Below are 20,628 nucleotides of genomic sequence, written 5' to 3'. Positions count from 1 at the left end.
GAAGGGTGAACAAATGCTAGGGAGTTATGCTGTCATGGGCATATACTATCAATAAGTTACACTAATTGTGGCTGAGGAGTGGCCCGCTGCCAGTCCGCGGACTGCAGCACTGCCGTAATGCCCTGCCGTAAGCCAATGGAATGGTGCCAGCCCAGCTTCTGGAGCTTGCTTACATCAAGCAGTTTCCGAGGCGTACCGTCGGGCTTAGAAAAATCAAATAATATCTCGCCGGCATAGCCGGTTAGCTCTGAAACCAGGTCGGCCAGCTCCTGAATACTGATGTCGCGGCCCGTGCCAATGTTCACCGGCTCGGCTTCGTTGTAGTGCAGCATCAGGTGCAGGCAAGCGTCGGCTAGGTCATCTACGTGCAGAAACTCCCGGCGTGGAGTGCCCGTACCCCACACCGACACCCGCGGTAGGCCCAGGGCTACTCCTTCTGAAAACTTGCGCAGCAGGGCCGGCAGCACATGCGAGTTGGTTACATCATAGTTGTCGCCGGGGCCATACAGGTTGGTGGGCATGGCGGTGATGAAGTTGCAGCCATACTGCGCCCGGTAGGCTTCGCACAGCTTCAGGCCGGCAATTTTGGCAATGGCGTAGGGCTCGTTCGTGGCTTCCAGCGGGCCCGTCAGCAGGTATTCCTCCTTGATGGGTTGAGGCGCCAGGCGGGGGTAGATGCACGACGACCCCAAAAACAGCAGCTTCCGGACGGCAAAGCGCTGGCTTTCCCGCAGTACATTGCTCTGAATCATTAGGTTATCGTAGAGGAAGTCGGCGCGGTAGGTGTTGTTGGCCACAATACCGCCTACTTTGGCCGCCGCCAGCAGCACATAATCAGGGCGTTCAAAGGAGAAGAAGTCTTCAACAGCGGCCTGGTCGCGCAGGTCGAGTTCCTGGGAGGTACGCGTAACGATATTCTGGTACCCCGCCTGTTGCAGGCGGCGCATGAGGGCGGAGCCTACCATCCCCCGATGGCCGGCCACATATATTTTAGCATTCAGTTCCATGAGAGGGCTTGGTCAGAGAGCAAGTGGAGAAACGGGAATTTTGGTGTTGCAGGCGAAAGGAGAGAGGTTAATCCGTTCAGGGCCAATTGCTAGATAGTGCTAGTTTATTCGTCGTGATACATAATCTGGTGGCCGGCTTCCAGAAGCACGGCGTCGCGGCGGAACAGGCGCAAATCGGCCTGCACCATGTCCTGCACCAAGGCCGGCAGGTCGTAGCGGGGTTCCCAGCCCAGTTCGGTCTTGGCCCGCGTTGGGTCCCCGATGAGCAGCTCTACCTCCGTGGGGCGGAAGTAAGCGGGGTCAACGGCTACTACCTCCTGGCCAATGGCCAACTGATAATCGGGGTTGTGGCAGGATACTACAAAGGCGGTTTCGGCGGCGCCATCACCGCTAAAGCCTACCTCAATGCCCAGCTCCGCAAACGCCAGGCGCACAAATTCCCTAACCGTGGTGGTTACGCCGGTAGCTACTACGTAGTCGCGGGGCGTGTCTTGCTGCAACATGCGCCACATGGCTTCCACGTAGTCCTTGGCATGGCCCCAGTCGCGCTTGGCGTCCAGGTTTCCTAGGTAGAGTTTGTCTTGCAACCCCAGGGCAATGCGCGCGGCCGCCCGGGTGATTTTGCGTGTCACGAAGGTTTCGCCCCGTTGCGGGCTTTCGTGGTTAAACAGGATGCCGTTGCAGGCATACATGCCGTAGGCTTCGCGGTAGTTTACCGTTATCCAGAAACCGTAGAGCTTGGCCACGGCATAAGGCGAGCGAGGATAAAACGGCGTGGTTTCGCGCTGGGGTACTTCCTGTACCAGGCCGTACAACTCGGAGGTGCTGGCCTGATAAATGCGTGTCTTATGCGTCAGGCCCAGAATGCGCACTGCCTCCAGCAGCCGCAACGTGCCAATGCCATCTACGTCGGCGGTGTACTCCGGCGTATCAAAGGACACCTTCACGTGGGACATAGCCCCAAGGTTGTATATCTCATCGGGCTGCACCTCCTGCACAATCCGGATGAGGTTAGTAGAGTCGGTTAGGTCGCCGAAGTGGAGTTTGAAGCGCACGTTGCGCTCGTGCGGATCTTGGTAGAGGTGGTCAATACGCTCGGTGTTGAACATCGACGAGCGGCGCTTTATTCCGTGAACTTCGTAGCCTTTGCTAAGTAATAATTCTGCCAAATAGGAGCCATCCTGGCCCGTGATGCCTGTAATGAGTGCGCGCTTCATGAGGAAGAAGTAAGAGTGTTACAACACAGAAGGTGCCGAAGGTTTATGTAGAACTTTAGCGACAAATTATTGTATTTTATTCCATGAATACAACACTATTTGTGAAAATAATTATTCTTTTTATTTAATCATGAAAACCGAACTTCTGCTAATGCGTTGCGTACTAGGGCGGCTTAAAACGAAAAAAGCCCAGCTCATAGAATGAGCTGGGCTTTTAAGGTAAAGGAAGGCTAGTGAGCCCGTTAAGCAGAAGTTATTTTGCGACTGAACCAGACCTAGATCTGTTTAGTAGCGCTTCGGATCAAGGGTGGTGATTAGCCGAGCGTGGTTGAGTCGTTAGCGGTAGTCAGGCTGCTAGCCACTGCTTAGTTGCTGGCAGTCGTTATGGTATTGTGCTTCCATACTTCCACACCCGAGAGGTTGGGGTGGCCGCCGGAGGTAGAGATGACGATGTTGCCATCCGTCACGTTTACCTGGAACGGACCCAGACGCTCCCAGTGGCCCGCTTGGCCCGTGTTGTAGCCCGAGCGCACAGTCTGGCCTTCTACTAAGATGTTGGTCGTCTCGGGCGCGTTGTCTTCCCAGATGTAGGTATAGACGCTGTAGGTGCCGTTAGCTACGTTCGAAAGCGTCGCACCTACTGTAGTACCACCCACTGCACGGCTGAGCATGCTAGCGCGGGTAGCGTCCGTAGTGGGGTTCAGGGCAACAGCGGCGTTGCTGAAGGCCATGCCAGTTACCTGTAGGTTTGGGGCGCCAGCCGAAGCTTCCCAAGCGTTGCCATCCAGTGTCAAGGCCGTGCCGTTGATGTTGATGCCCCGGAAGAAGGTAGCATTAGCCGGACCAGGGAACGAAGTTGAGGTAGTAGCTGCCGGGTTTACCGTTACGGCTACTGCTGCCGAAGTAGTCGTGGCACCTGCGTTATCCGTGGCACGGGCCGTGAGCGATACCGAGCCAGTGGCCGTAGGCGTCCAGCTTAGCTGGTAAGGTGCCGTTAGGTCTTCGCCTAGCTTAGTTGAGCCATTGAAGAACTCCACTTTCGTTACCGAGCCGTTAGCGTCAGCCGCCGTCGCCGTCAGGGCTAGGGCCGTCTTCACCGTTACCGAGGAGCTAGCTGCAGCCAGGCTTACCGTCGGGGCCTGGTTGGTAGTAGTAGTGGTGGTGTGTTTCCAGACTTCCACACCCGAGAGGTTAGGGTGGCCGCCAGAGGTAGAGATGACGATGTTGCCATCCGTCACGTTTACCTGGAATGGACCCAGACGCTCCCAGTGGCCCGCTTGGCCCGTGTTGTAGCCCGAGCGGACGGTCTGGCCTTCTACCAAGATGTTGGTCGTCTCGGGCGCGTTATCTTCCCAGATGTAGGTGTAAACGCTGTAAGTGCCGTTAGCTACGTTGGATAGTGTAGCACCAACCGTGCTGCCGCCTACTGCACTGTTGAGCATGCTAGCGCGGGTAGCGTCCGTAGTGGGGTTCAGGGCAACAGCGGTGTTGCTGAAGTTCGTGCCCGTCACCTGCAGGTTGGCGGCGCCAGCCGAAGCTTCCCAAGCCTTGCCATCTAGCGTTAGGGCTGTGCCGTTGATGTTGATGCCCCGGAAGAAGGTGGCGTTAGCCGGACCAGGGAACGAAGTCGGGCTAGTAGTAGTAGGCGTGGTTGAAGTAACCGAGGTCACCGTTACGGCTACTGCTGCCGAGGTAGTCGTAGCACCTGCGTTATCGGTGGCACGGGCCGTGAGCGATACTGAGCCAGTGGCTGTAGGCGTCCAGCTTAGCTCGTAAGGTGCCGCGAACTGTTCGCCCAGCTTGGTCGAGCCGTTGAAAAACTCCACTTTCGCTATTGAGCCGTTAGCATCGGCTGCCGTGGCCGTCAGGGCCAGAGCGGTGTTCACCGTTACCGAGGATTTAGCTGCTACTAAGCTTACCGTGGGGGCCTGGTTGGTCGTCGTGGTAGGGGTAGTAGTTGTGTTGGTGCCGCTAGCACCAATAGTGATGCCGCTCTGCTTCAGCTTCTGCTGCCACAGCACAAATTCGTTGTCCTCCGTTGCCAGGGTAATGGGGTTTGGCAAGTGGTTGGTGCCGGTGCAGTTGCTGCAGTTACCAGTGCTCAGGTCGTGGCGGTCAGGGAAGGGGATGTTGTAGCCCCACTTCACAAAACCGATGGTGTTGTTGCTTACCGAGTTGCCATAGTATACGCTAGAGGGTTGCTGGTAGGCATTGAAGATGGAAGTAGCCGCGTAGGTTGCGTTCAGGCGAGTGCCATCGGGCAGCAGGCCGCTGGTTACCATGCGGTTGTTATAGAACTTGATGTCGTGGCCGGCTGCAATGTTCATAGCCGCGTTGCAGGTCGAAACGAACTGGTTCTCGAAGGCATTCAGGAACGCTACCGTGGTAGAGGCCGAAGAGCCGTCACCGTCGGTGGTGATACCCGTACCCGTGAACTTGGTTCCGTTGGCAGGGTAGGGGTAGGCGCCCTTTACAAAGTTGTTATGAACGCGGGCCGGGCTCTGCTGGGTGCCGCTTGAGTTATAGAAGTTGATGTTGTCTTCTACCAAGCTCTTGTTTGGCTCATTGATTACCTGGTTCCAGCTAATGTCAATGTTGCCCACGTTGCGTACTTGGTTCAGACCGCAGAACTGTACGTACTCGCCACCGCCATTGCGGAAGCGGCCGTCGATGTTCTTTACCTGGTTGTAGCGCACGGTCAGGGTGCCAGTAGCCGAGCCATCGCCGCTCCACTGGTAGGCAGCAATGCCCGAGGTGTGCTCAAAGTAGTTGTTTTCAACCCGTACCGAGCGTCCGGAGTTAACCTCCAGGAAGCGGCCGTGGCGGCGGTTGTCTACGCTTTGCTGAATGCCGTAGCCTTTGTTGCCGGTGATAACAAGGTTGCTACCACCATTTTTTGCGTCAATCAGGTCGCCAGCGCCTACCAGAACGCAGTTCTTAATGATAACGGGCTGTGTGGTTTGGATGCGAATACAAGGCGTGTTCGAATCGTTGCTGCGGAAGTTGCCAGTGTACGTACCGCCCTGGGTAATAGTAATAGGGGCGGAATACGTAATGTCGGTGGGGAATTGCCCCTGAGCCTGGCTGAAAGATGGAATTAGGTTGAGCAGGAACATCACTACTGCCGGAAGCGGCAGAAAGCGGGCGCCAGAGCGGTTGCGTGGAGTCATCAGGAAAAAATTTGGTCCGAGGGCTTTTTGCATTCTGTGAGCCATTAAAAAGAAAAAACTGTTTCGGGAAGTCAATTGTGAACATCCCGTAAGTCAATTCGCTCCTGGAGCTTGAATGAAATTAGTGCTATTGGCTGGTAAGCGTTTGGTTTTTATTGCCGGCAGTAGTACCGTTACTGTTTGAGCGGTGCACGTGGCGCCTGGCGCAGCTCAAACAACACCTCGAAGCTTTTGGTACTACCTGCCTTATAGTAGGCATTAAGCATTAAAAACGTGTGGCTAACCAGTTTATCCATCTTCACATTCCATTCTAAGCCACCAGAGACCTTGCCGGTCCGCTGAACGTTCGGTTCTTTCTTCGATCCAATCTGAAAGTCGTCAAACAAGACTATCAAGGGGATTTTAGAATAACCTGCTCAATGCTAAACTTTGAAAAGTGCTAGATTGATACCCGTTGTTCATTACAAATGTATAAAAATGATTGAAGATGCAACGAATGCTTGCAAATTACGTAATTGTACTATTATCATAATTTAATATCACTGGCCACAAAAAAACGGCTTGTCAGTAGCTGACAAGCCGTTTGTATAAAATTCGGGCATTTTAAAATTATCGTCGCTTGCTAGTCAGGCGGTTACTTCTAAAAAAAGCCGTTAATACGCAGTAGAACGAAGCGGAATTGATTGCGCCACGGGCCCTACAAAAACGCCATGCTCCTTTACCCGGGCCTGCCAGGCAGCCAGCTCCTGTTGCTCCTGCTGCAGCGTAATGGGGCCCGGCAAGTGCGTTGTGTTACTGCAATCAGCACAATTGCCATTGCTCAGGTCGTGGCGGTCAGGGCCGGGCTCCTGGCGGCCCCAGCTCACAAACCCAATGGTGTTATCAGAAATCCGATTTCCGAAGAAGACAGTAGTGGGTTTTTTGTAGCCGTTGAAGATGGAGGTGCCAGCATATGTGGCCCGTAGGCGAGTGCCATCAGCTAGCAGGCCGCTGGTTATCATGCGGTTGTGGTGAAATACGTTGTGGTGGCCTGCTGCAATATTCATGGCCGCGTTGCAGGTGCTTACCACGTAGTTCTGAAAGGCCTCCATATACGCCGTGGTAGTATGCGGAGAAGAGGCGTCGCCGTCGGCAGTAATACCGGAGCCAGTGAACTTCTCCGCGGTGGCGGGCATCGGGTAGGCACCCTGAATGTAGTTGTGGTGCACGCGGAGGGCGCTGCGAGGCGTGCCCGATGAGTTATGGATGTTGATATTGTCTTCTACCAGGCTGTTGTTTGGCTCATTCACTACCTTATTCCAGCCAATATCAATATGCTCGATGCCGTGCACCTCATTGAGCTGCAAAAAGCTGACGTGGGTGCCACCGCCATTGCGGTAGCGCCCATCAATATTCTTGGCCTCGTTGTAGCGCACAGTTATGGTTTGGTCAGGGGTGCCGTTGCCGCTCCAGCGGTACACCAGTATTCCGGCTGTGTGTTCTAGGTAGTTGTTTTCGGCCAGCAGGCTTATGCCATCATTCATTTCCAGGAATCGGCCTCGGGCACGGTTGTCTAGGTTGGGTTGGGTGCCAAACCCCCGGCAGTTTCGTACCGTCAGGGAAGCAGAGCCGGCCCTAGCATCTATCAGGCGGCCAGGGCCACGCAGCTCGCAGCCATCGAGCACAACGGGCTCCGTGGTCGCAATCCGGATGCAGGCCTTGTGAGGGTCATTGCTTTCGTAGACGCCGGAATACGTGCCTCCTTTCTTAATTACCAGCACGGCATCCTGGCTCCCTAGTAGGGTAGTACACATGGTACTAGTGAGAAGCAGACCCAGGATACCGATAAGCTGCAGGATAGAAATAGGCATAGCGGATACGAAATAGAGAAGTATGGGCGGCGGTTGCGGCGGCCAGAGAGCCTAGTGCAGGAAATACCCTACTAGCCGGCGGGCATAGCCATTCAGCAAAAAATACGGCAGGTACGGGCGCGGACAGTTTTTGAGGCTGAAGTGGGTGAAATTGCGCAGGTTACCGCCGCCCCGTATCCCGAACAGGTGCAGGTAATAGCCACGCAGGCTACGCTGCCGGCGGGTGATTTCCTGCCCACTTTCCTCGGGGTAGGTGCTCAGGCGCGCATCGTAGTTGCAGTATACCGGGAAACCATGCCGGCGAGCTACGCTGGTGTAGTCGAAATCGGCGAGGTAGTGGGGTAGGCGTTTTTCATCAAACAAACCAATGGTATCCAGCACCACGCGCGGAATAAGCAAGCCGCGGCCCGGCAGGTAGGTAACCGGGTGCAGGCCTTGGCGCTGGTCGGGGGGTAGTGTTTCCAGCAGGTCGCGGCGGGTATTGGTGCGCCAGTCCAGGGTTTCGCCGCCGTATACGGGTTTGCCTGTGTTCACATCCAGCTCCAGCGCGCCCAGCACCGCAGTAGGGTGGCGTTCTGCCGAGGCTAGCATCTGGGCCACAAAATCGGGGGCGGTAATCACGTCGTTGTTAAGCGTCATGACGCGGGTAGCGCCTTCCGCCATGGCGCGCCGGATGCCCAGGTTTACTCCGGCCGTCCAGAACAGATTGCCGTCACCTTCTTCAATCAGCACCTCCGGAAATTCGTCGCGCAGCATCTGGCCGGTGCCATCCGTCGAGCCATCGTCTACTACTACTATCTTAAAGTCGATGGCGGTTTGCTGCCGCAACGACTCCAGACAGGCGCGGGTAAACTCTTTTCGATTGAAGACGGGAATAACGATGTAGAGCATGATGGTTTTCTTACTTGGCAGAATTCGAGGAAGCGCCCTAGGTGGCAAAACAGCCGAAACCGCTCGCCTACGCTACTGTAGACGAAGGTTTGGCGGCCCGCCTATGAGCGTGCAGGTTGTGGAGGCGCTCGGGCCTAGTAACGGCGGAGTGAAGCAGGGAGGAAACACGTTGCAGCAGCCGCTCACTGCGGGCCGACCAGGTTTGGGTGCGGGCAAACTCGTAGCCGGCCCGGCCCATACTTAGGCGCTCTTCGGGGTGGTTGTAGAGATACTCGACGGCCCGGGCCATGGCGTTGGCAGCTGCGTCGGGGGTAGTAACGGGTACTTTAATGCCGGCGGCAGCCGGAATGAAATCATGCGCGCCCTGGTGGTCGAGAGTGATGATGGGCAGGCCGGTAGCCATGGCTTCGAGGAACTGGGAGGCAAAGGAGTCGCGCAGGCTACCGAACAGGAAGGCATCATGAGCCAGGAAAGCCTCCTTTACTTCCGTCCAGGGTACCGTGCCACGCCACGTCACGTTGTCAACCAGGCCGTAGCGCTCAATCCAGCCATTTACCTGGGGCCCTAACGGACCGTCGCCAATAATAGTAAGGTGAAACGGGATGCGAGTATCAACCCGAGAAAGCGCCTCCAGAGCTAGTACGAGCCCTTTGCGCGGAAAAAGCCGACCGAGCCATAGCAAACGCAGCACAGGCCCCGGCTCCCGCTGCGGAAAAGCAGCCGGAAAAAACGATTCCGGCAGGCCAGAGTCAACGAACATCTCGATTCGCTGGGCGCCAAGCTTTTTGGCCAAAGCCGCCGTTTCAGAGTTGCCGGCCAGCACAAGGGTAGCATGGCGTAGCGTTTGGCGCACGTTAGGGTCAAAGGTCATCAGCAGCCAACTGATGGCGTTGCGCATGGTTTCCGTCTTAAACCAGTCCGGAATAAAGGAGCGAAATGCTACGGGCGCCTTTTGGGCGCCGCCTACTGGGCCAAAGATGAGCGGTTTGCCCAGGCGCCACATCCAAGAGCCCATTTGCAGGCTCCCGTAGGTGGCATGGTGAACGTAATCAAACGATACTTGCTGGCTGAGGGTGCGGGCCTGGCGCCAAGCTAGGTATTGCCACACCAGGTAGTGCAGGTACACCCCAAACTGCCACCTGTACAGGAACTGCACCCACGCCGGCACCGCTACATATATAAACTGCAGCTGCGCCGCCGAAAGCTCATGGCCGTGCTTGGCCACGAAATTTTCTACATCCGTCTTGCCCTCGGGGGTAGTGAGGCACCACACGTGGTGGCCGTGCAGAGCAGTTTGCCAGGTCCAGTGAAAGCCGCCGCCGGCTTCGCCGCCATTCACCGGGTTGCATGCGTACGCCGATATCAGGATGTTCATGCGAGTTGAGTGTTGGGCACGGGAGCAGCAGGAGCTGGTGCCGGCACCGGCCCCGACGAGGCCGGGCGGAAGCCGGTAACGAGGCGGCGTACCTTAGTGGTAATGCGCCCGAGCAGGAATTCCTGAAAGCGCCGGGTGTCCCGGCGCTGGTCAGCCAGCACAAATTCCGGATGACGGAGCGGAAACTTTATTTCGGTGGTAGGAATGCCAAAGTAGCTGTCCTGGGCATCCATGGTGTGGGTGCCGTGGTTGCCAAACCCAATGTTTTCAACCAGATGCACCGCCGGTACCACGGCCAGGCCCGAGTGGGCCACAATGGTGTAGTGCCACTGGTAGTCCCACACATCACAGGGCTGGGGTAGGCTCAGGATGCTCTCGAATTTGCTGAGGCGGTACTTGGTTTCAGCCCAGGAGCTAAACACCTTGTGGAGCTTGCCTTCCTCCAGCAACTGCTGATACCCGCTCAGGTTGAAATCGAACAGCTGCCAGGCCCGGCGCCAGGTAGCCCAGCCCCAAGAGTTAATCTGGTGCGAGAAATAGTAGGAGAGCGAGTCGGCGCTGAGCGGCTGCTGGGCCTCGCGGCCGAAGTTATTGCCTCCAATGTGCATCACGCGGGTATCGTGCCGATAGCGGGCTAGCAGCTCCTGGCAGAAAGGAAAAAACGATGCGGCCGGTACGCAGTCATCTTCCAGAATAATACCCTCTTCCTCGTGGCTGAAAAACCAGTCGAGGGCTGTGGCTGGCCCCACGCCGCAGTTTAGGTTGGTGGTCCGGAACAGCGTGAACACCTCGCAGGGCCAGTCAATGCCAGCTACAATAGATCGGGCCGCCGCGCACTGGGCCGGGTCATCTGGGTGGGTTGTGCGCGGGCCGTCGGCGGCAATGTAGAGCCGCGCCGGCCGGGCCTTGCGTACGGCCTCAAATACCTGCCGGGTGGTATCGGGGCGGTTGAAGATGAGCATGAGCACGGCCGTTTGTAGCGGTGCCTGGCTGACAGAGGATTCAGGAGACTGTAGCATACGCGGCGTTGGGGGCTTCAGGTGCGGGTTGCCCTACCCGGCCCGGTAAACCCGGTGCCGTAGGATAGGATAGAGGGTTAGGAGCGTCAGGAGGGGTAGTGTTCCAGTGCAGGGCAGGAGCAGCGCTTGGCACTACCAGCGGATAAGCCACGGCCAGCGTCAGGCCCACCAGGCCGTAGAGGTAGGTTGGCCAGTCGTAAGAAACGCCATAGAGCAGGGAGCTAATGGTAAAGCAAATGAAGGCCACGGTAACCGGGCTCATGAGCGTGGGTTGACGGATTCGTTTCCAGAGCTGCACAATGGGCACCGCCAGCACCAGCAACAGGCCTACTATCCCAAAGTAAAAGAGGCGGTCGAGGTAAAAGCTATGGAAGTGGTGGCCGGTGCGGTCGGGCCAGATGGGGGCATTATCATCACCGTAAAACTGTACGGGCAGCTCAAATCCCTCGAGGCGCATGCCCAGCACCGGGTACTCCTCCACGTACGACTGGTATGACTGGAACTGTTTCAGGCGCCAGCTGCCGGTGCCCTGCTTATCGGCGTTTTCAATGTCGCTGACGCTTTTCTCCAGTTTGCGCAGCACCTGCGGGTTATCGATTACCACGGCGGCACCCCCTAGTAACCCTACAATCAGGGGCATCAGGAAAATGGGCAGAATACGATGCGTACTGAGCCGAACGCCTTCTACCCTGCCCAGCACCAGCAGCAGTATGTTTACAGCCAGGGCAAAGGCGGCGGTAAGCCACACAGTGCGGTGCTGCAGAAACACAATAAACGCCAGGATGGTGAAAAACAGCGCCAGCCGCAGCAACCCGCCTTTATTCAGGTACTGGTTGAAATAATATAGCGCTGGCAGTAACAGCAGATACGCCGAGGTTACGTTAAACCCGCGCTCATTGTCCAGAAATGCCGATAGGCTGAGGGCATCCGGATGATAGACGGCTATGTTGATCAGCAGGCCTAGTAGCAACAGCACCATCAGGGAGCTGACCGGCAAAGGGTAGCGGCGGTAATACGCATAGGCGGCAAAAATGAGCAGCAGCACCAGCAGTTTGTTGAACACGTGTGGATACACCAGGTACGTGCCCCACTCGTTGTACGACTCCAAAACCAACGCGCCAATGGCTGCCACCACCACCAAAAGCCAGCGGCGCATTACTTTGCTCAGGCGCCGATAGAAGAGTGCGGTAAGTAGCATGGAAAACGCCGTAACCCCCAGAACAAACTGGATGATGAGCGGCGAATCAGGGTCTTCTACCACAAATTCGGTGAAGGCCGGGTCCGTTACCAGCATCAGCAGGATGGGGATAATATGCAGGAAGCGGAAGTTGATTTTCATAGCTCAAGGGCAGAAACAGAGGGTGCCACGGCCGCCGATACCTCATGGGCTGGTACCGGCTGGCAGACGGCTTCATACACCTCCCGGGTACGCCGGGCAGTATGCTGCCACGTGAAATCAAGCAGGCGCAACTGGCCTAAGCGCACCAAATCTTGGCGAAGAGCGGCGTCAGAAAGGACGCGCTCCAGCTGCTGCGCCAGTTCGGCGGGCTGGTTTAGTTCGAAATACAAAGCCGCTTCGTGGGCAATTTCTGGGAAGCACGAGGCATGGCTCAGCACCACCGGGCACTGCTGGCCGTAGGCTTCCAGAATAGGAAGTCCGAAGCCTTCGTACTCAGAGGGAAATACAAATACCTGTGCATCGCGGTACAACTTGTTTAGCTGCGCATCAGACACGGGGCCAAACTGATGGGCGCGGGTACTCAGGCCATGTTTCTGAAGTAGTTCCTTTTCAGGGGGGGTGAAGGCGCCGCCACCGGCGCACACTAGGTGCAAATTCTGGGTAAGGCCGGGTGAGAGCAGGGCCATGGCCTCTACCAGGAAGCTAAAGTTTTTGTACAGCGCCCGGCTGCCGGTAAACAGAATGTAGCGCTCCGGTACGGCCAGTTCCGGCCCGGCAGTGCTGTATTCCCGATCAGCATAGCCATGATAAATGACCGACACCTTCTCGGGTGCTACCGGTAGCAGGCGCAGCACATCGGCACGGGTGTGCTCCGATATAGTGATAATGTGGTTGGCGCGCTTGGCAATCCGCTCCAGAATGGACTGGTCGCGGGTGGGGTAGTACTGCGGAAACAGCGCCTGAATCATATCATGAATGGTAATAACCAGGGGCTTGTCTTCGAGCAGGTCCAGGAAATAGTCGCTATCTGTGAGGGTCGGATGAAACACATCAAACTTGCCCCGTTGCAGCGCCTGTACGGAAGCCCGGCGGTTGAAATACCGCATAACGCGCCACCGGCCCGGCAGCGGAATGTTGGGCAGAAAGGTGCTGTGGCTGGAATGCTGCCGGTCGCGCAGGTACAGATTGTTGCTGAGCGCCACGGCCAGCTCCGTTTGCCAGTTGGCGTGGGAAAGCAGCTCGTGGTGGTAGCGCGATACGCCTCCGAAATCCTGCAGCGTAAACGCCTGATGGTCGTAGAGAACACGCATAGCTATACCAGTTCAGTTTCAGGATCAGGCAGCAACGACGCCCGTGGCTGCAGCTTACTAGCTCGGTTTACCTCAGCAACCGCTGCCGCACCGGCAGGTATTTCGCCATCTAGGCGGGCTAGGCGCGCCGAGAACATGCTCAGTAGCTCATGCAGGCGCCCAGTGGCAAAGCTGCCTTCGTGCAAGCGCCCCAGCAGGCGGCGCAATACGCTGCGCAGGCGAGCCGGCGGTGCTCCAATGGCCAGGGCCAGTACCAGCACCGCGCCGGCCGTTATTTCCGCCATCAACAGCACAAACGAAGGCACGGCCTCAGTGGGCACCAAGAAGCGCAGGCCGGCAATACCAGCGGCCACCACGGTTCCGGCCAAAATCCCCGGCACATAAGAGCCCAGTACATCGGCCACAGTTACGGCCAGTACCTGGCGCATCAGCAGCAGGTACAGCACCGTCCGGATAACCTCCCCGATAACCACGGCCCAGGCCACGCCTAGCAGGCCGTAGCGGCTTAACCCAAAAAAGAGGCCGGTTAGCAGCACGGTGTAGCCTAGGTTAAGCCAGAGCTTGGGCGTGAGCGTAGCCGTGGCATCGCACACCACGCCGGCAAACATCGTAACCATGCTCAGGCTAAACGCAGCGCATACAATCTGCAGGATGGGAACGGCTGCCACCCAACTGGGGCCTAGCATTACCTGCACAATCTCGGGCGCTGCTACTGCTGCCCCGGCACAAATAGGAATTACTAAGGCCGCAATGAGGGTAATGCTGCTCAGATACACGGATTTCAGGCGCGGCAAGTCAGACTGAACCTGGCTGAAAGACGGGAACACTACCCGCGAAACACTGGTAGTAAGCATGTACACGGGCAAGCCAATCAGCATCCAGCCGCGGCTGTAAATCCCTAGGGCTGCTGCCCCGAGCAACCGGCCAATCAGGAGCGTATCCAGGGAGCCGGTTACAAACTCCAGAAAGCTGATGGCCGACATCCGGCTGCCATAGGCCACCAGCGGCCGATAGGTTTCCCAATCAAACAGTAAACGGACATCATGCCGGACAGCGCCGTAGCTCAGAATGGTAAGCAACACGCCATGGCCTAGGGTTGCCGCTACCAGGCTCCATACTCCAAACCCCTGAAACGCCAGCCCGATGCCAAACACGCCGTAACTGACCACAAACGACACTATCTCCATAATGGCCAGAGCCCGAAACTGCATCCGGCGGCGCAGCAGGCTCAACGCCGTAGCATTAAACCCTGTGAGCAGCAGCCCAATGGCCAAGGTGCGGACCACGGGCACTACCTCCGGCTGCCGCACAATGCTGGCGGCCAGCGGGGCACCCAACGCCAAGATACCGGCAAACAGAATGCCTAGGGCCACGGAAGAGGTAAAGGCCGCCCGAATATCGGCGCGGGTGATTTCAGGCTTCTGAATGATGGCCTGCTCCATGCCCATCTGGGCGAAGTAGCCCCCAAACCGAAGGATAACACCTGCCAAGGCTACCAGGCCAAATGCCGCCGGACTCAGCAGCCGCGCCATGGTGGCCGTGTAGCCGATCTGTAGTAGAGAGGTAGTTATAGTAGCAGTAGTGGTCCATTTAACGCCATTGACAGCGGCGGTGGTCAAATTCGAAGGAGAAGATGCCATAAGGCGTCCGGAAAGAAAGGAGTGAGAGCAGGCGAGAGAGCAGGGACGGGAACCTTCGGGTTGGCTGCCAGCGGTTCCGGCAGCCAACCGGGGACTTTACTAAGTAGGGAAGGGTAGCGCCTGGGCGGCGCTAGTAACCGTAGGTATAGGCTTTTTCCTTGTAGCGGTATTCGTAGGTTTTAGTGAAGTGCACGTCGTTGATAATCATGTAGAGCTGCTTCACCTTTTGGTCGCGGTGCAGCTCATTAATGTGACTGATCAGGCCTTTATCGGTATAGTTCTGGCGCACTACATAAATGTTGGCATCGAGGTGGCGAACCAGCATAAAGAATTCGGCTACATAGCCGGTAGGCGGCGTATCGACGATGATATAGTCATATTGGTCGCGCAAGCTGCTAATGAGCTCGTCCATGCGCTTGCTTTCCAGCAGCTCCGTGGGGTTGGGCGGAATCGGGCCGCAGCACATAGCGTCCAGGTTGCGTACCCCAGTCTGGTGAATGCATTCTTCCACCGAGCTCAAATCCATGAGGTAGCTGCTCAGGCCATGCTCAGCGCAGGCCGCTTCCAGCTGGAAATACGAGGCCATAGTAGGGCGGCGCAGGTCGCACTCAATCAGGAGCACTTTGCGGCCACTCTGGGCCATTTCCGCTGCCAAATTCACGGCGCAGAAGCTCTTGCCTTCCCCCGGAATAGAGGAAGTTACCCCAATCACTTTCTTATCGAGGCCCGCCGACAGGTACTGCAGGTTCACCCGTATAGAGCGGAACGACTCGGCAATAGGACCTTTGGGGTCGCGGAGCATGTTCTCTTTGTCCAGCTTCGTGCCGTGGGCCACCACACCCAGCATAGGAATAGTGGTGATGCGCGAAAGATCTTCCTTGCTCTGGATGCGGCGGTTCGCTTTGTCCAGGAACACCGAGACCCCCACCGGAATAGCCAACCCCGCAATCAGGGCAATGAGGGCCACTACGCCGGGCTTCGGAGCCGTGGCCGAGTCGCCTACCATAGAGGCTACGTCAACTACTTTCTTGTCGGTGGCGTTGGTAGCCAGCGCAATGGCGGCTTCGGCCCGCTTCTCAATCAGAAACTGGTAGTTCTTGTCGTTGAAATCGGTTTTGCTTTTCAGCGTAGCCAACTGACGCTCGTTTTCCGGCATCTGGCTCATGTTGCCGCGTACCTGGCTCAGTTGCGAATCCAAGTCGCGCAGGGCAATATCAGCGGCCCGGCTCATGTTGGTCAGCGTCTGCATCAACGATTCCTTGGCGGCCTTAATGCGCTCATCGAGCAGAGTTACCATGGGGTTATCGGTGCTGGCGTTCAGGCCCAACACGGCCCGCTGGCTGTTCAGGTCGGCCAGTTGAATAATCAGGTTATTCACTACCGGGTCTTCAATGCCCACGCTGCTCGGCGACACTACCTGCGAAGCGCCCCGGTTGGCCTTGACGTAGTTCAGCATGTTCTGGTAGTACTTGCGGTTGGTTGCCACTTTGGCCCGCAGCATCTGGAGCTCGCCTTGCTGCTGAATGCCGCGCGCCGACTGAGCTTCCACATCTACTACCCCCCGTGAGGCGCGGAACGAGCTCAGGGCTGCCGTTGACTTGCGCAGGGAATCAGAGAGGTGCCCGATTTCCTTGTCCAGAAAAGCTACCGTTTTCTGGCCCGTTATGTTCTTTTCGCGCAGGTCAGCCTCCACGTAAACCCGCATGAGGGTATCTAGGAACTGGATTTCCTTTTCAGGAACCGGCCCTTTTGACGTTAGCTCCACCACCCGCGACTCCTGGTCGATGGGGCGCACCTGCAGGTGCTGCTGGTACTCACCGCGCAGGCTGGCGGGGTCCTGCAGCGTTACATAAAACTTGCCTTGGCCGGGCTCGGCCGGAAAGTTGGGTTCAGGGTGAATAACGGCCGTGAGCAGGGGCGTGCGCAGTGTGTCGCCGGCCTGCACCGTTTCGTTGATGTGCGGATTCAGCACTTCCCGAATAAACGTGCCATCGGCTAGGCTATAGAGCGAGCCCTTTTCGGCATCGGCCTGCACCTGATAGCGCCCGTTGGGCAGCGGCTGTACATAAATTTGCACACCGGTCAGTTGCGGAGCCGAGGCAACAGGGGTAAGGCGGAAGGGCGTCGAGCCCAGGGGCATTTCCCGGACCTGCAGTTCTTTAAATGTGTTCAGCCACGTATCGGGGGCCGAGTAATAGGATACAGTGAAGGGCAGACGCGCCAGGGCTCGCTGCACCATGTCGTCCGAGGTCAGCAAGGCAACTTCGTCTTCCATCTTGGTGCCTTGCTCCTTTACTTCCAGAATTTTGAGCAGCTCCTGCGCTTGCTTGGAACCCGTGCCCTGGTCGCCGAGGAGCATGGTAGACCGGAACGCGTACACGGGCTGCTTCACCCGCAGATACAGGAATGCACCTATGCCGGCAATAAGCAACGATACCAGAAACAGCGGCCACCGGTTGCGCAACCGAAAAAACAGCTCGTGTAGGTCAATTTCATCGGTGGGTGTGTGCGGACGTGATTCCATTCCGATACGTGTTTAGAGAGGATGTAAGGAAGAGGCGCAGTAAGGCAGGCGAAGCCGGAAGACTAGAAAGCCTTCAGATAACTTAAGATGAGAGCCAGGGCCGAGATGCCAGAGAACACTAGGCCTAGATTATTCGCATTACCCCGGTCAGTGCGGGCCTTCATTGGCTCCACATACAGGGCATCGTTGGGCAGGAGGTAGAAATAGGGCGAGGATAGCAGGGCCGGGTCTGTGAGATTCACCAGGATGGTTTCAGAACCCTTGGACGTTTGGCGGATAAGCTTCACGTTCTGGCGGTTACCAAATTCCGTCAGGTCGCCGGCCAGGCCTAGGCCTTCCAGTATGGTGCACTGGGCATTATACACGAAGTAACGTCCCGGATTACGCACCTCTCCTAAAATTGTTACTTTAAAGGAAAGAAGTTTAACTAAAACGTTAGCGTCGCGCACTAGCCGGCCTACTGCCTGCTGCACCGAAGCCTGGGCTTCTTCCACGGTTAGGCCCTGGAGCTTGAGCCGGCCGGTAGTGGGCAGGTTGATGGTGCCCGCCTCATCAACAGAGTAGCCAGTCAGGAACAGGTTGCCTGGGTCGCCATTAAAGATAGAGCGGCCTTCCATGGTGTTGAAAATGTCATTAAGCTGCGGCTGAATGCTTTGCACCCGAATGCTGAGCACGTCACCGGGCTGTATGCGGTACGCATTGCGCGCATTATCCACGACTACAGGCGTGCGCGTATTGTAGCTTCGGCCTTGGAGGTAGGGTAGGTTTTTCTGCGATACGCAGCCAGTAACAAGGGTTAAAACAAGTGGTAACAACAAAAAGGTACGGCCGAGACGGCGGCAGAGAGCAGACAGCATATAGCGGAAAGGAGAGAAGTGGCTGGGAGAAGGCAACTACTGAAAAAGAGCAGTGAAATGTGATGTGGCTACATTGGTAGTAATATTGAAGATTTCCATAAACGTATTGGATTGAAACTGCAATGTCAAGAACTATTTAAATTATTTCCATAATTATTTGTATTGATAACAGGAATAGCTTTTTGCAACCCTCCATTGCTTTGCACGGTTGTGCTTACAGAGTCCGCCGCCAAGCCCCTACCTTGGCAGTGTAAATCCGCTTAAAGTCATTCCATGAAAATTCTGCTGGTTGAAGACGAACCGAAAGTGGCCGCTTTCCTGCATCAGGGGCTAACGGAGCAGCACTATACCGTTGATCTGGCCGCTGATGGCCTGCTAGGCCTGCGCCTGGCCCAAGCCGGCGGCTATGACTTGCTGATTCTGGATACGCTGCTGCCGGGCCTGAGCGGGCTGGAAGTATGCCGCCAGGTGCGCGCCCAGGATACCAGCGTGCCCATCCTGATGCTCACGGCCCTCGGCGAAACCGACGACAAAATTCGGGGGCTTGATGCCGGCGCCGATGATTATCTGGTGAAGCCCTTTGCCTTTAAGGAGCTGTTGGCCCGCATTCGGGCGCTAGCCCGCCGCCGGCACGAAAGCCCCACAGCCAACTCGGTGCTGAAGCTGGCCGACCTGACCCTGGACCCGGTTCGGAAGGTGGTACAACGTGCGGGCCAACTGGTGCAGCTCACAGCCCGCGAGTTCGCCCTGCTCGAGTACCTGCTGCGCAACCAAAACCGGGTAGTGTCGCGCGTAGATATTCTGGAGCACGTCTGGGAAACGTCCTTCGATACGGGCTCTAATGTTATTGATGTGTACATCAACTTCCTGCGCAAAAAGCTCGACAAGGATTTCACGCCCAAGCTGATTCATACGCTGGTGGGTATGGGCTACGTCATGAAAGAGGAGTAAGGCGGTTTCAGCCGAAACCCGACCTAGTAATTTCGTCTCGGCCTCGAGTGCCCCGGCGTGAAAACACTAGGTCGGGTTTCGGCTGAAACCCACCCATTTTACTATGTATTGCTTCTTTCGTCTGACGCCGCCCGCATGACCATTCGTACCCGCCTGACGCTGCAGTTCGCCGTTATTCTGGCTGTCACGCTGATTTTGTTTTCGGTGGTGATTTACTTCTTCACCTACCACTCGCGCCGCGACTTCTTTACAGAAAGCCTGTTTGCGCGGGCCCGCATTGTTGCCCACGTGTATCTGGATGGTACCAACCGCGGCGATGAAGCCAGCCGCACCTCGTACCGCCAGTACCTGCGCCAGTTCTACCGGACGCTGCCCGAGGAGGAAGTGCGGGTGTTTAACAGCCAGGATGTGGTGGTGTTTGAAGAAGGGCGCGAAGGAAAGAAACAGGCCCCAACGGAGTTGCTGCAGGGCGTCCGGAAGAGTGGCCGCCAGGTGGTACTGGAAAACGATTACCGCCAAACGGTGGGCCTGCTGTACCGCGACATTCACCGCGGCGACTTTGTAGTAATTGCGTCGTCCGTTGATGCTGATTCGCGCCAGAAAATGAGCGACCTGCTCACCATTCTGTCTTCCGGACTGCTGGCTTCCTTCGTTATCGTCGGGATTGGGGGCTTTTTCTTTGCCGGTCAGGCCCTGAAACCCATGCAGCGCATCATTCAGGAAGTAGACAGCATTACGGCTTCTGATTTGCACCGCCGCCTTTCGCAGGCCGATGGGCAGGATGAAGTTTCCTTGCTGGCCCAGCGCTTCAACAGCCTGCTCAACCGCCTGGAAACGGCTTTTGCGGGCCAGCGCACCTTCGTGCGCGATGCTTCCCACGAGCTGCGCACGCCGCTGGCCGCCATTATTGGGCAGCTGGAGGTAGCCTTGCTGCAGCAAGAGCGAAGCACCCAGGAGTACCGGCGCATTCTGCAAAGCACCCTCGATGCGGCCCGGCTGCTGAAAGACCTCACCAACGGCCTGCTCCAGATTGCCCGCGCCTCCGACGACCCCTCGCAGGTGCCACGCACCTTGGTTCGGGTAGATGAGCTACTCCTGCAGGCCCACGAGGAAGTGCACCGCCGCCACCCAACCTGCCGCATTGATCTGGAGTTTAGCGAGCCCGCTGACAGTCGGCGGCGCGTGCCGTTTGGGGTGTTGGGCAACGAGGCGCTACTCCTGTCTGCGTTTCTCAATATTCTGGAAAATGCCTGTAAGTTTTCGGTGGGTAGCACGGAGCCCATTGTGGCCAGCCTCACGGCCACGCGCACCCGCGTACGGCTGGTAGTGCGCGACCAAGGCGTGGGCATGACGGAGTCAGACCGGCAGCAGGTGTTTGTGCCATTTTTTCGGGCCGATACCGTGCGCAACGTGCCCGGCCATGGCATTGGGTTGCCACTTACTTCTAAGATTATGGAGCTGCATGAGGGCCAGATATGCGTGGAAAGCCAACTAGGGGCCGGCACCGCCGTAACCCTCGATTTACCGGCTGCCGTTGTGTAAACGAGCTAGGCTTATACGGTTCAGTTTAATTAATTTATAAATACCTGTAAATCAATAAGATATGATTTTTAATATCGTTTTAACTCGCTTTTAAT

Annotated in this window: 15 protein-coding genes; 2 read left to right on the top strand and 13 right to left on the bottom strand. The window is 56.9% G+C overall.

Translation table 11 applies throughout. The features are described from left to right. Positions 1 to 56: 56 nt before the first annotated feature. The 13 genes from ACYVGU_RS09315 to ACYVGU_RS09255 form a co-directional block, all read right to left on the bottom strand. Positions 57 to 1,007 (bottom strand): GDP-L-fucose synthase family protein, encoded by a 951-nt coding sequence (locus ACYVGU_RS09315; RefSeq protein ID WP_460614554.1) that lies wholly within the window; start codon positions 1,005 to 1,007, stop codon positions 57 to 59. A gap of 104 nt (positions 1,008 to 1,111) precedes the next feature. Continuing rightward, the gene (gmd, locus tag ACYVGU_RS09310) at positions 1,112 to 2,224 is read right to left on the bottom strand and encodes a GDP-mannose 4,6-dehydratase (protein ID WP_460621816.1); all 1,113 of its coding nucleotides are present in this window, start codon (positions 2,222 to 2,224) and stop codon (positions 1,112 to 1,114) included. A 365-nt stretch (positions 2,225 to 2,589) separates the two neighbouring features. Next, positions 2,590 to 5,394: an Ig-like domain-containing protein gene (locus tag ACYVGU_RS09305; RefSeq protein WP_460621815.1), complete on the bottom strand. Its 2,805-nt coding sequence runs from the start codon at positions 5,392 to 5,394 to the stop codon at positions 2,590 to 2,592. Between the two features lie 173 nt (positions 5,395 to 5,567). Continuing rightward, the gene (locus ACYVGU_RS09300) at positions 5,568 to 5,780 is read right to left on the bottom strand and encodes a hypothetical protein (RefSeq protein ID WP_460614551.1); all 213 of its coding nucleotides are present in this window, start codon (positions 5,778 to 5,780) and stop codon (positions 5,568 to 5,570) included. 267 nt (positions 5,781 to 6,047) lie between these two features. After that, a complete protein-coding gene (locus ACYVGU_RS09295) occupies positions 6,048 to 7,244 on the bottom strand; it encodes a hypothetical protein (RefSeq protein WP_460621814.1) in 1,197 nt (398 codons plus the stop codon). 51 nt (positions 7,245 to 7,295) lie between these two features. After that, positions 7,296 to 8,135, bottom strand: coding sequence for a glycosyltransferase family 2 protein (locus ACYVGU_RS09290; RefSeq protein ID WP_460621813.1), 840 nt, complete (start codon positions 8,133 to 8,135; stop codon positions 7,296 to 7,298). Positions 8,136 to 8,202: 67 nt separating this feature from the next. Further along, the gene (locus ACYVGU_RS09285; RefSeq protein WP_460621812.1) at positions 8,203 to 9,510 is read right to left on the bottom strand and encodes a glycosyltransferase family 4 protein; all 1,308 of its coding nucleotides are present in this window, start codon (positions 9,508 to 9,510) and stop codon (positions 8,203 to 8,205) included. After that, positions 9,507 to 10,529 (bottom strand): nucleotide-diphospho-sugar transferase, encoded by a 1,023-nt coding sequence (locus ACYVGU_RS09280; protein WP_460621811.1) that lies wholly within the window; start codon positions 10,527 to 10,529, stop codon positions 9,507 to 9,509. The genes ACYVGU_RS09285 and ACYVGU_RS09280 overlap by 4 nt, the downstream gene beginning before the upstream one ends. Further along, a complete protein-coding gene (locus tag ACYVGU_RS09275) occupies positions 10,513 to 11,868 on the bottom strand; it encodes an O-antigen ligase family protein (RefSeq protein WP_460621810.1) in 1,356 nt (451 codons plus the stop codon). Before ACYVGU_RS09275 ends, ACYVGU_RS09280 begins: the two co-directional genes overlap by 17 nt. Continuing rightward, positions 11,865 to 13,019 (bottom strand): glycosyltransferase family 4 protein, encoded by a 1,155-nt coding sequence (locus tag ACYVGU_RS09270; protein ID WP_460621809.1) that lies wholly within the window; start codon positions 13,017 to 13,019, stop codon positions 11,865 to 11,867. The genes ACYVGU_RS09275 and ACYVGU_RS09270 overlap by 4 nt, the downstream gene beginning before the upstream one ends. A 2-nt stretch (positions 13,020 to 13,021) precedes the next feature. Beyond that, a complete protein-coding gene (locus ACYVGU_RS09265) occupies positions 13,022 to 14,659 on the bottom strand; it encodes a lipopolysaccharide biosynthesis protein (protein WP_460621808.1) in 1,638 nt (545 codons plus the stop codon). A gap of 130 nt (positions 14,660 to 14,789) precedes the next feature. Further along, positions 14,790 to 17,183, bottom strand: a complete 2,394-nt coding sequence (locus ACYVGU_RS09260) for a polysaccharide biosynthesis tyrosine autokinase (RefSeq protein ID WP_460621807.1) — start codon at positions 17,181 to 17,183, stop codon at positions 14,790 to 14,792. Positions 17,184 to 17,245: 62 nt separating this feature from the next. After that, a complete protein-coding gene (locus tag ACYVGU_RS09255) occupies positions 17,246 to 18,040 on the bottom strand; it encodes a polysaccharide biosynthesis/export family protein (protein ID WP_460621806.1) in 795 nt (264 codons plus the stop codon). Between the two features lie 273 nt (positions 18,041 to 18,313). Here ACYVGU_RS09255 and ACYVGU_RS09250 point away from each other — a divergent pair, with 273 nt between their 5' ends. Continuing rightward, positions 18,314 to 18,991: a response regulator transcription factor gene (locus tag ACYVGU_RS09250; RefSeq protein ID WP_460614541.1), complete on the top strand. Its 678-nt coding sequence runs from the start codon at positions 18,314 to 18,316 to the stop codon at positions 18,989 to 18,991. 108 nt (positions 18,992 to 19,099) lie between these two features. Continuing rightward, entirely contained in the window at positions 19,100 to 20,533 is a 1,434-nt protein-coding gene (locus ACYVGU_RS09245; RefSeq protein ID WP_460621805.1) for a sensor histidine kinase, read from the top strand. Positions 20,534 to 20,628 lie beyond the last annotated feature (95 nt).

It is taken from the genome of Hymenobacter tenuis (genome assembly GCF_054780495.1).
This window is presented reverse-complemented; position numbering and strand designations above follow the sequence as displayed.

What these genes read in the sequence shown, in the direction of transcription:
- ACYVGU_RS09260 (WP_460621807.1), bottom strand. Translation starts at nt 17,183, where the DNA reads ATGGAATCACGTCCGCACACACCCACCGATGAAATTGACCTACACGAG.
- ACYVGU_RS09255 (WP_460621806.1), bottom strand. Translation starts at nt 18,040, where the DNA reads ATGCTGTCTGCTCTCTGCCGCCGTCTCGGCCGTACCTTTTTGTTGTTA.
- ACYVGU_RS09265 (WP_460621808.1), bottom strand. Translation starts at nt 14,659, where the DNA reads ATGGCATCTTCTCCTTCGAATTTGACCACCGCCGCTGTCAATGGCGTT.
- ACYVGU_RS09285 (WP_460621812.1), bottom strand. Translation starts at nt 9,510, where the DNA reads ATGAACATCCTGATATCGGCGTACGCATGCAACCCGGTGAATGGCGGC.
- ACYVGU_RS09315 (WP_460614554.1), bottom strand. Translation starts at nt 1,007, where the DNA reads ATGGAACTGAATGCTAAAATATATGTGGCCGGCCATCGGGGGATGGTA.
- ACYVGU_RS09280 (WP_460621811.1), bottom strand. Translation starts at nt 10,529, where the DNA reads ATGCTACAGTCTCCTGAATCCTCTGTCAGCCAGGCACCGCTACAAACG.
- ACYVGU_RS09305 (WP_460621815.1), bottom strand. Translation starts at nt 5,394, where the DNA reads ATGACTCCACGCAACCGCTCTGGCGCCCGCTTTCTGCCGCTTCCGGCA.
- gmd (WP_460621816.1), bottom strand. Translation starts at nt 2,224, where the DNA reads ATGAAGCGCGCACTCATTACAGGCATCACGGGCCAGGATGGCTCCTAT.
- ACYVGU_RS09290 (WP_460621813.1), bottom strand. Translation starts at nt 8,135, where the DNA reads ATGCTCTACATCGTTATTCCCGTCTTCAATCGAAAAGAGTTTACCCGC.
- ACYVGU_RS09295 (WP_460621814.1), bottom strand. Translation starts at nt 7,244, where the DNA reads ATGCCTATTTCTATCCTGCAGCTTATCGGTATCCTGGGTCTGCTTCTC.
- ACYVGU_RS09250 (WP_460614541.1), top strand. Translation starts at nt 18,314, where the DNA reads ATGAAAATTCTGCTGGTTGAAGACGAACCGAAAGTGGCCGCTTTCCTG.
- ACYVGU_RS09270 (WP_460621809.1), bottom strand. Translation starts at nt 13,019, where the DNA reads ATGCGTGTTCTCTACGACCATCAGGCGTTTACGCTGCAGGATTTCGGA.
- ACYVGU_RS09275 (WP_460621810.1), bottom strand. Translation starts at nt 11,868, where the DNA reads ATGAAAATCAACTTCCGCTTCCTGCATATTATCCCCATCCTGCTGATG.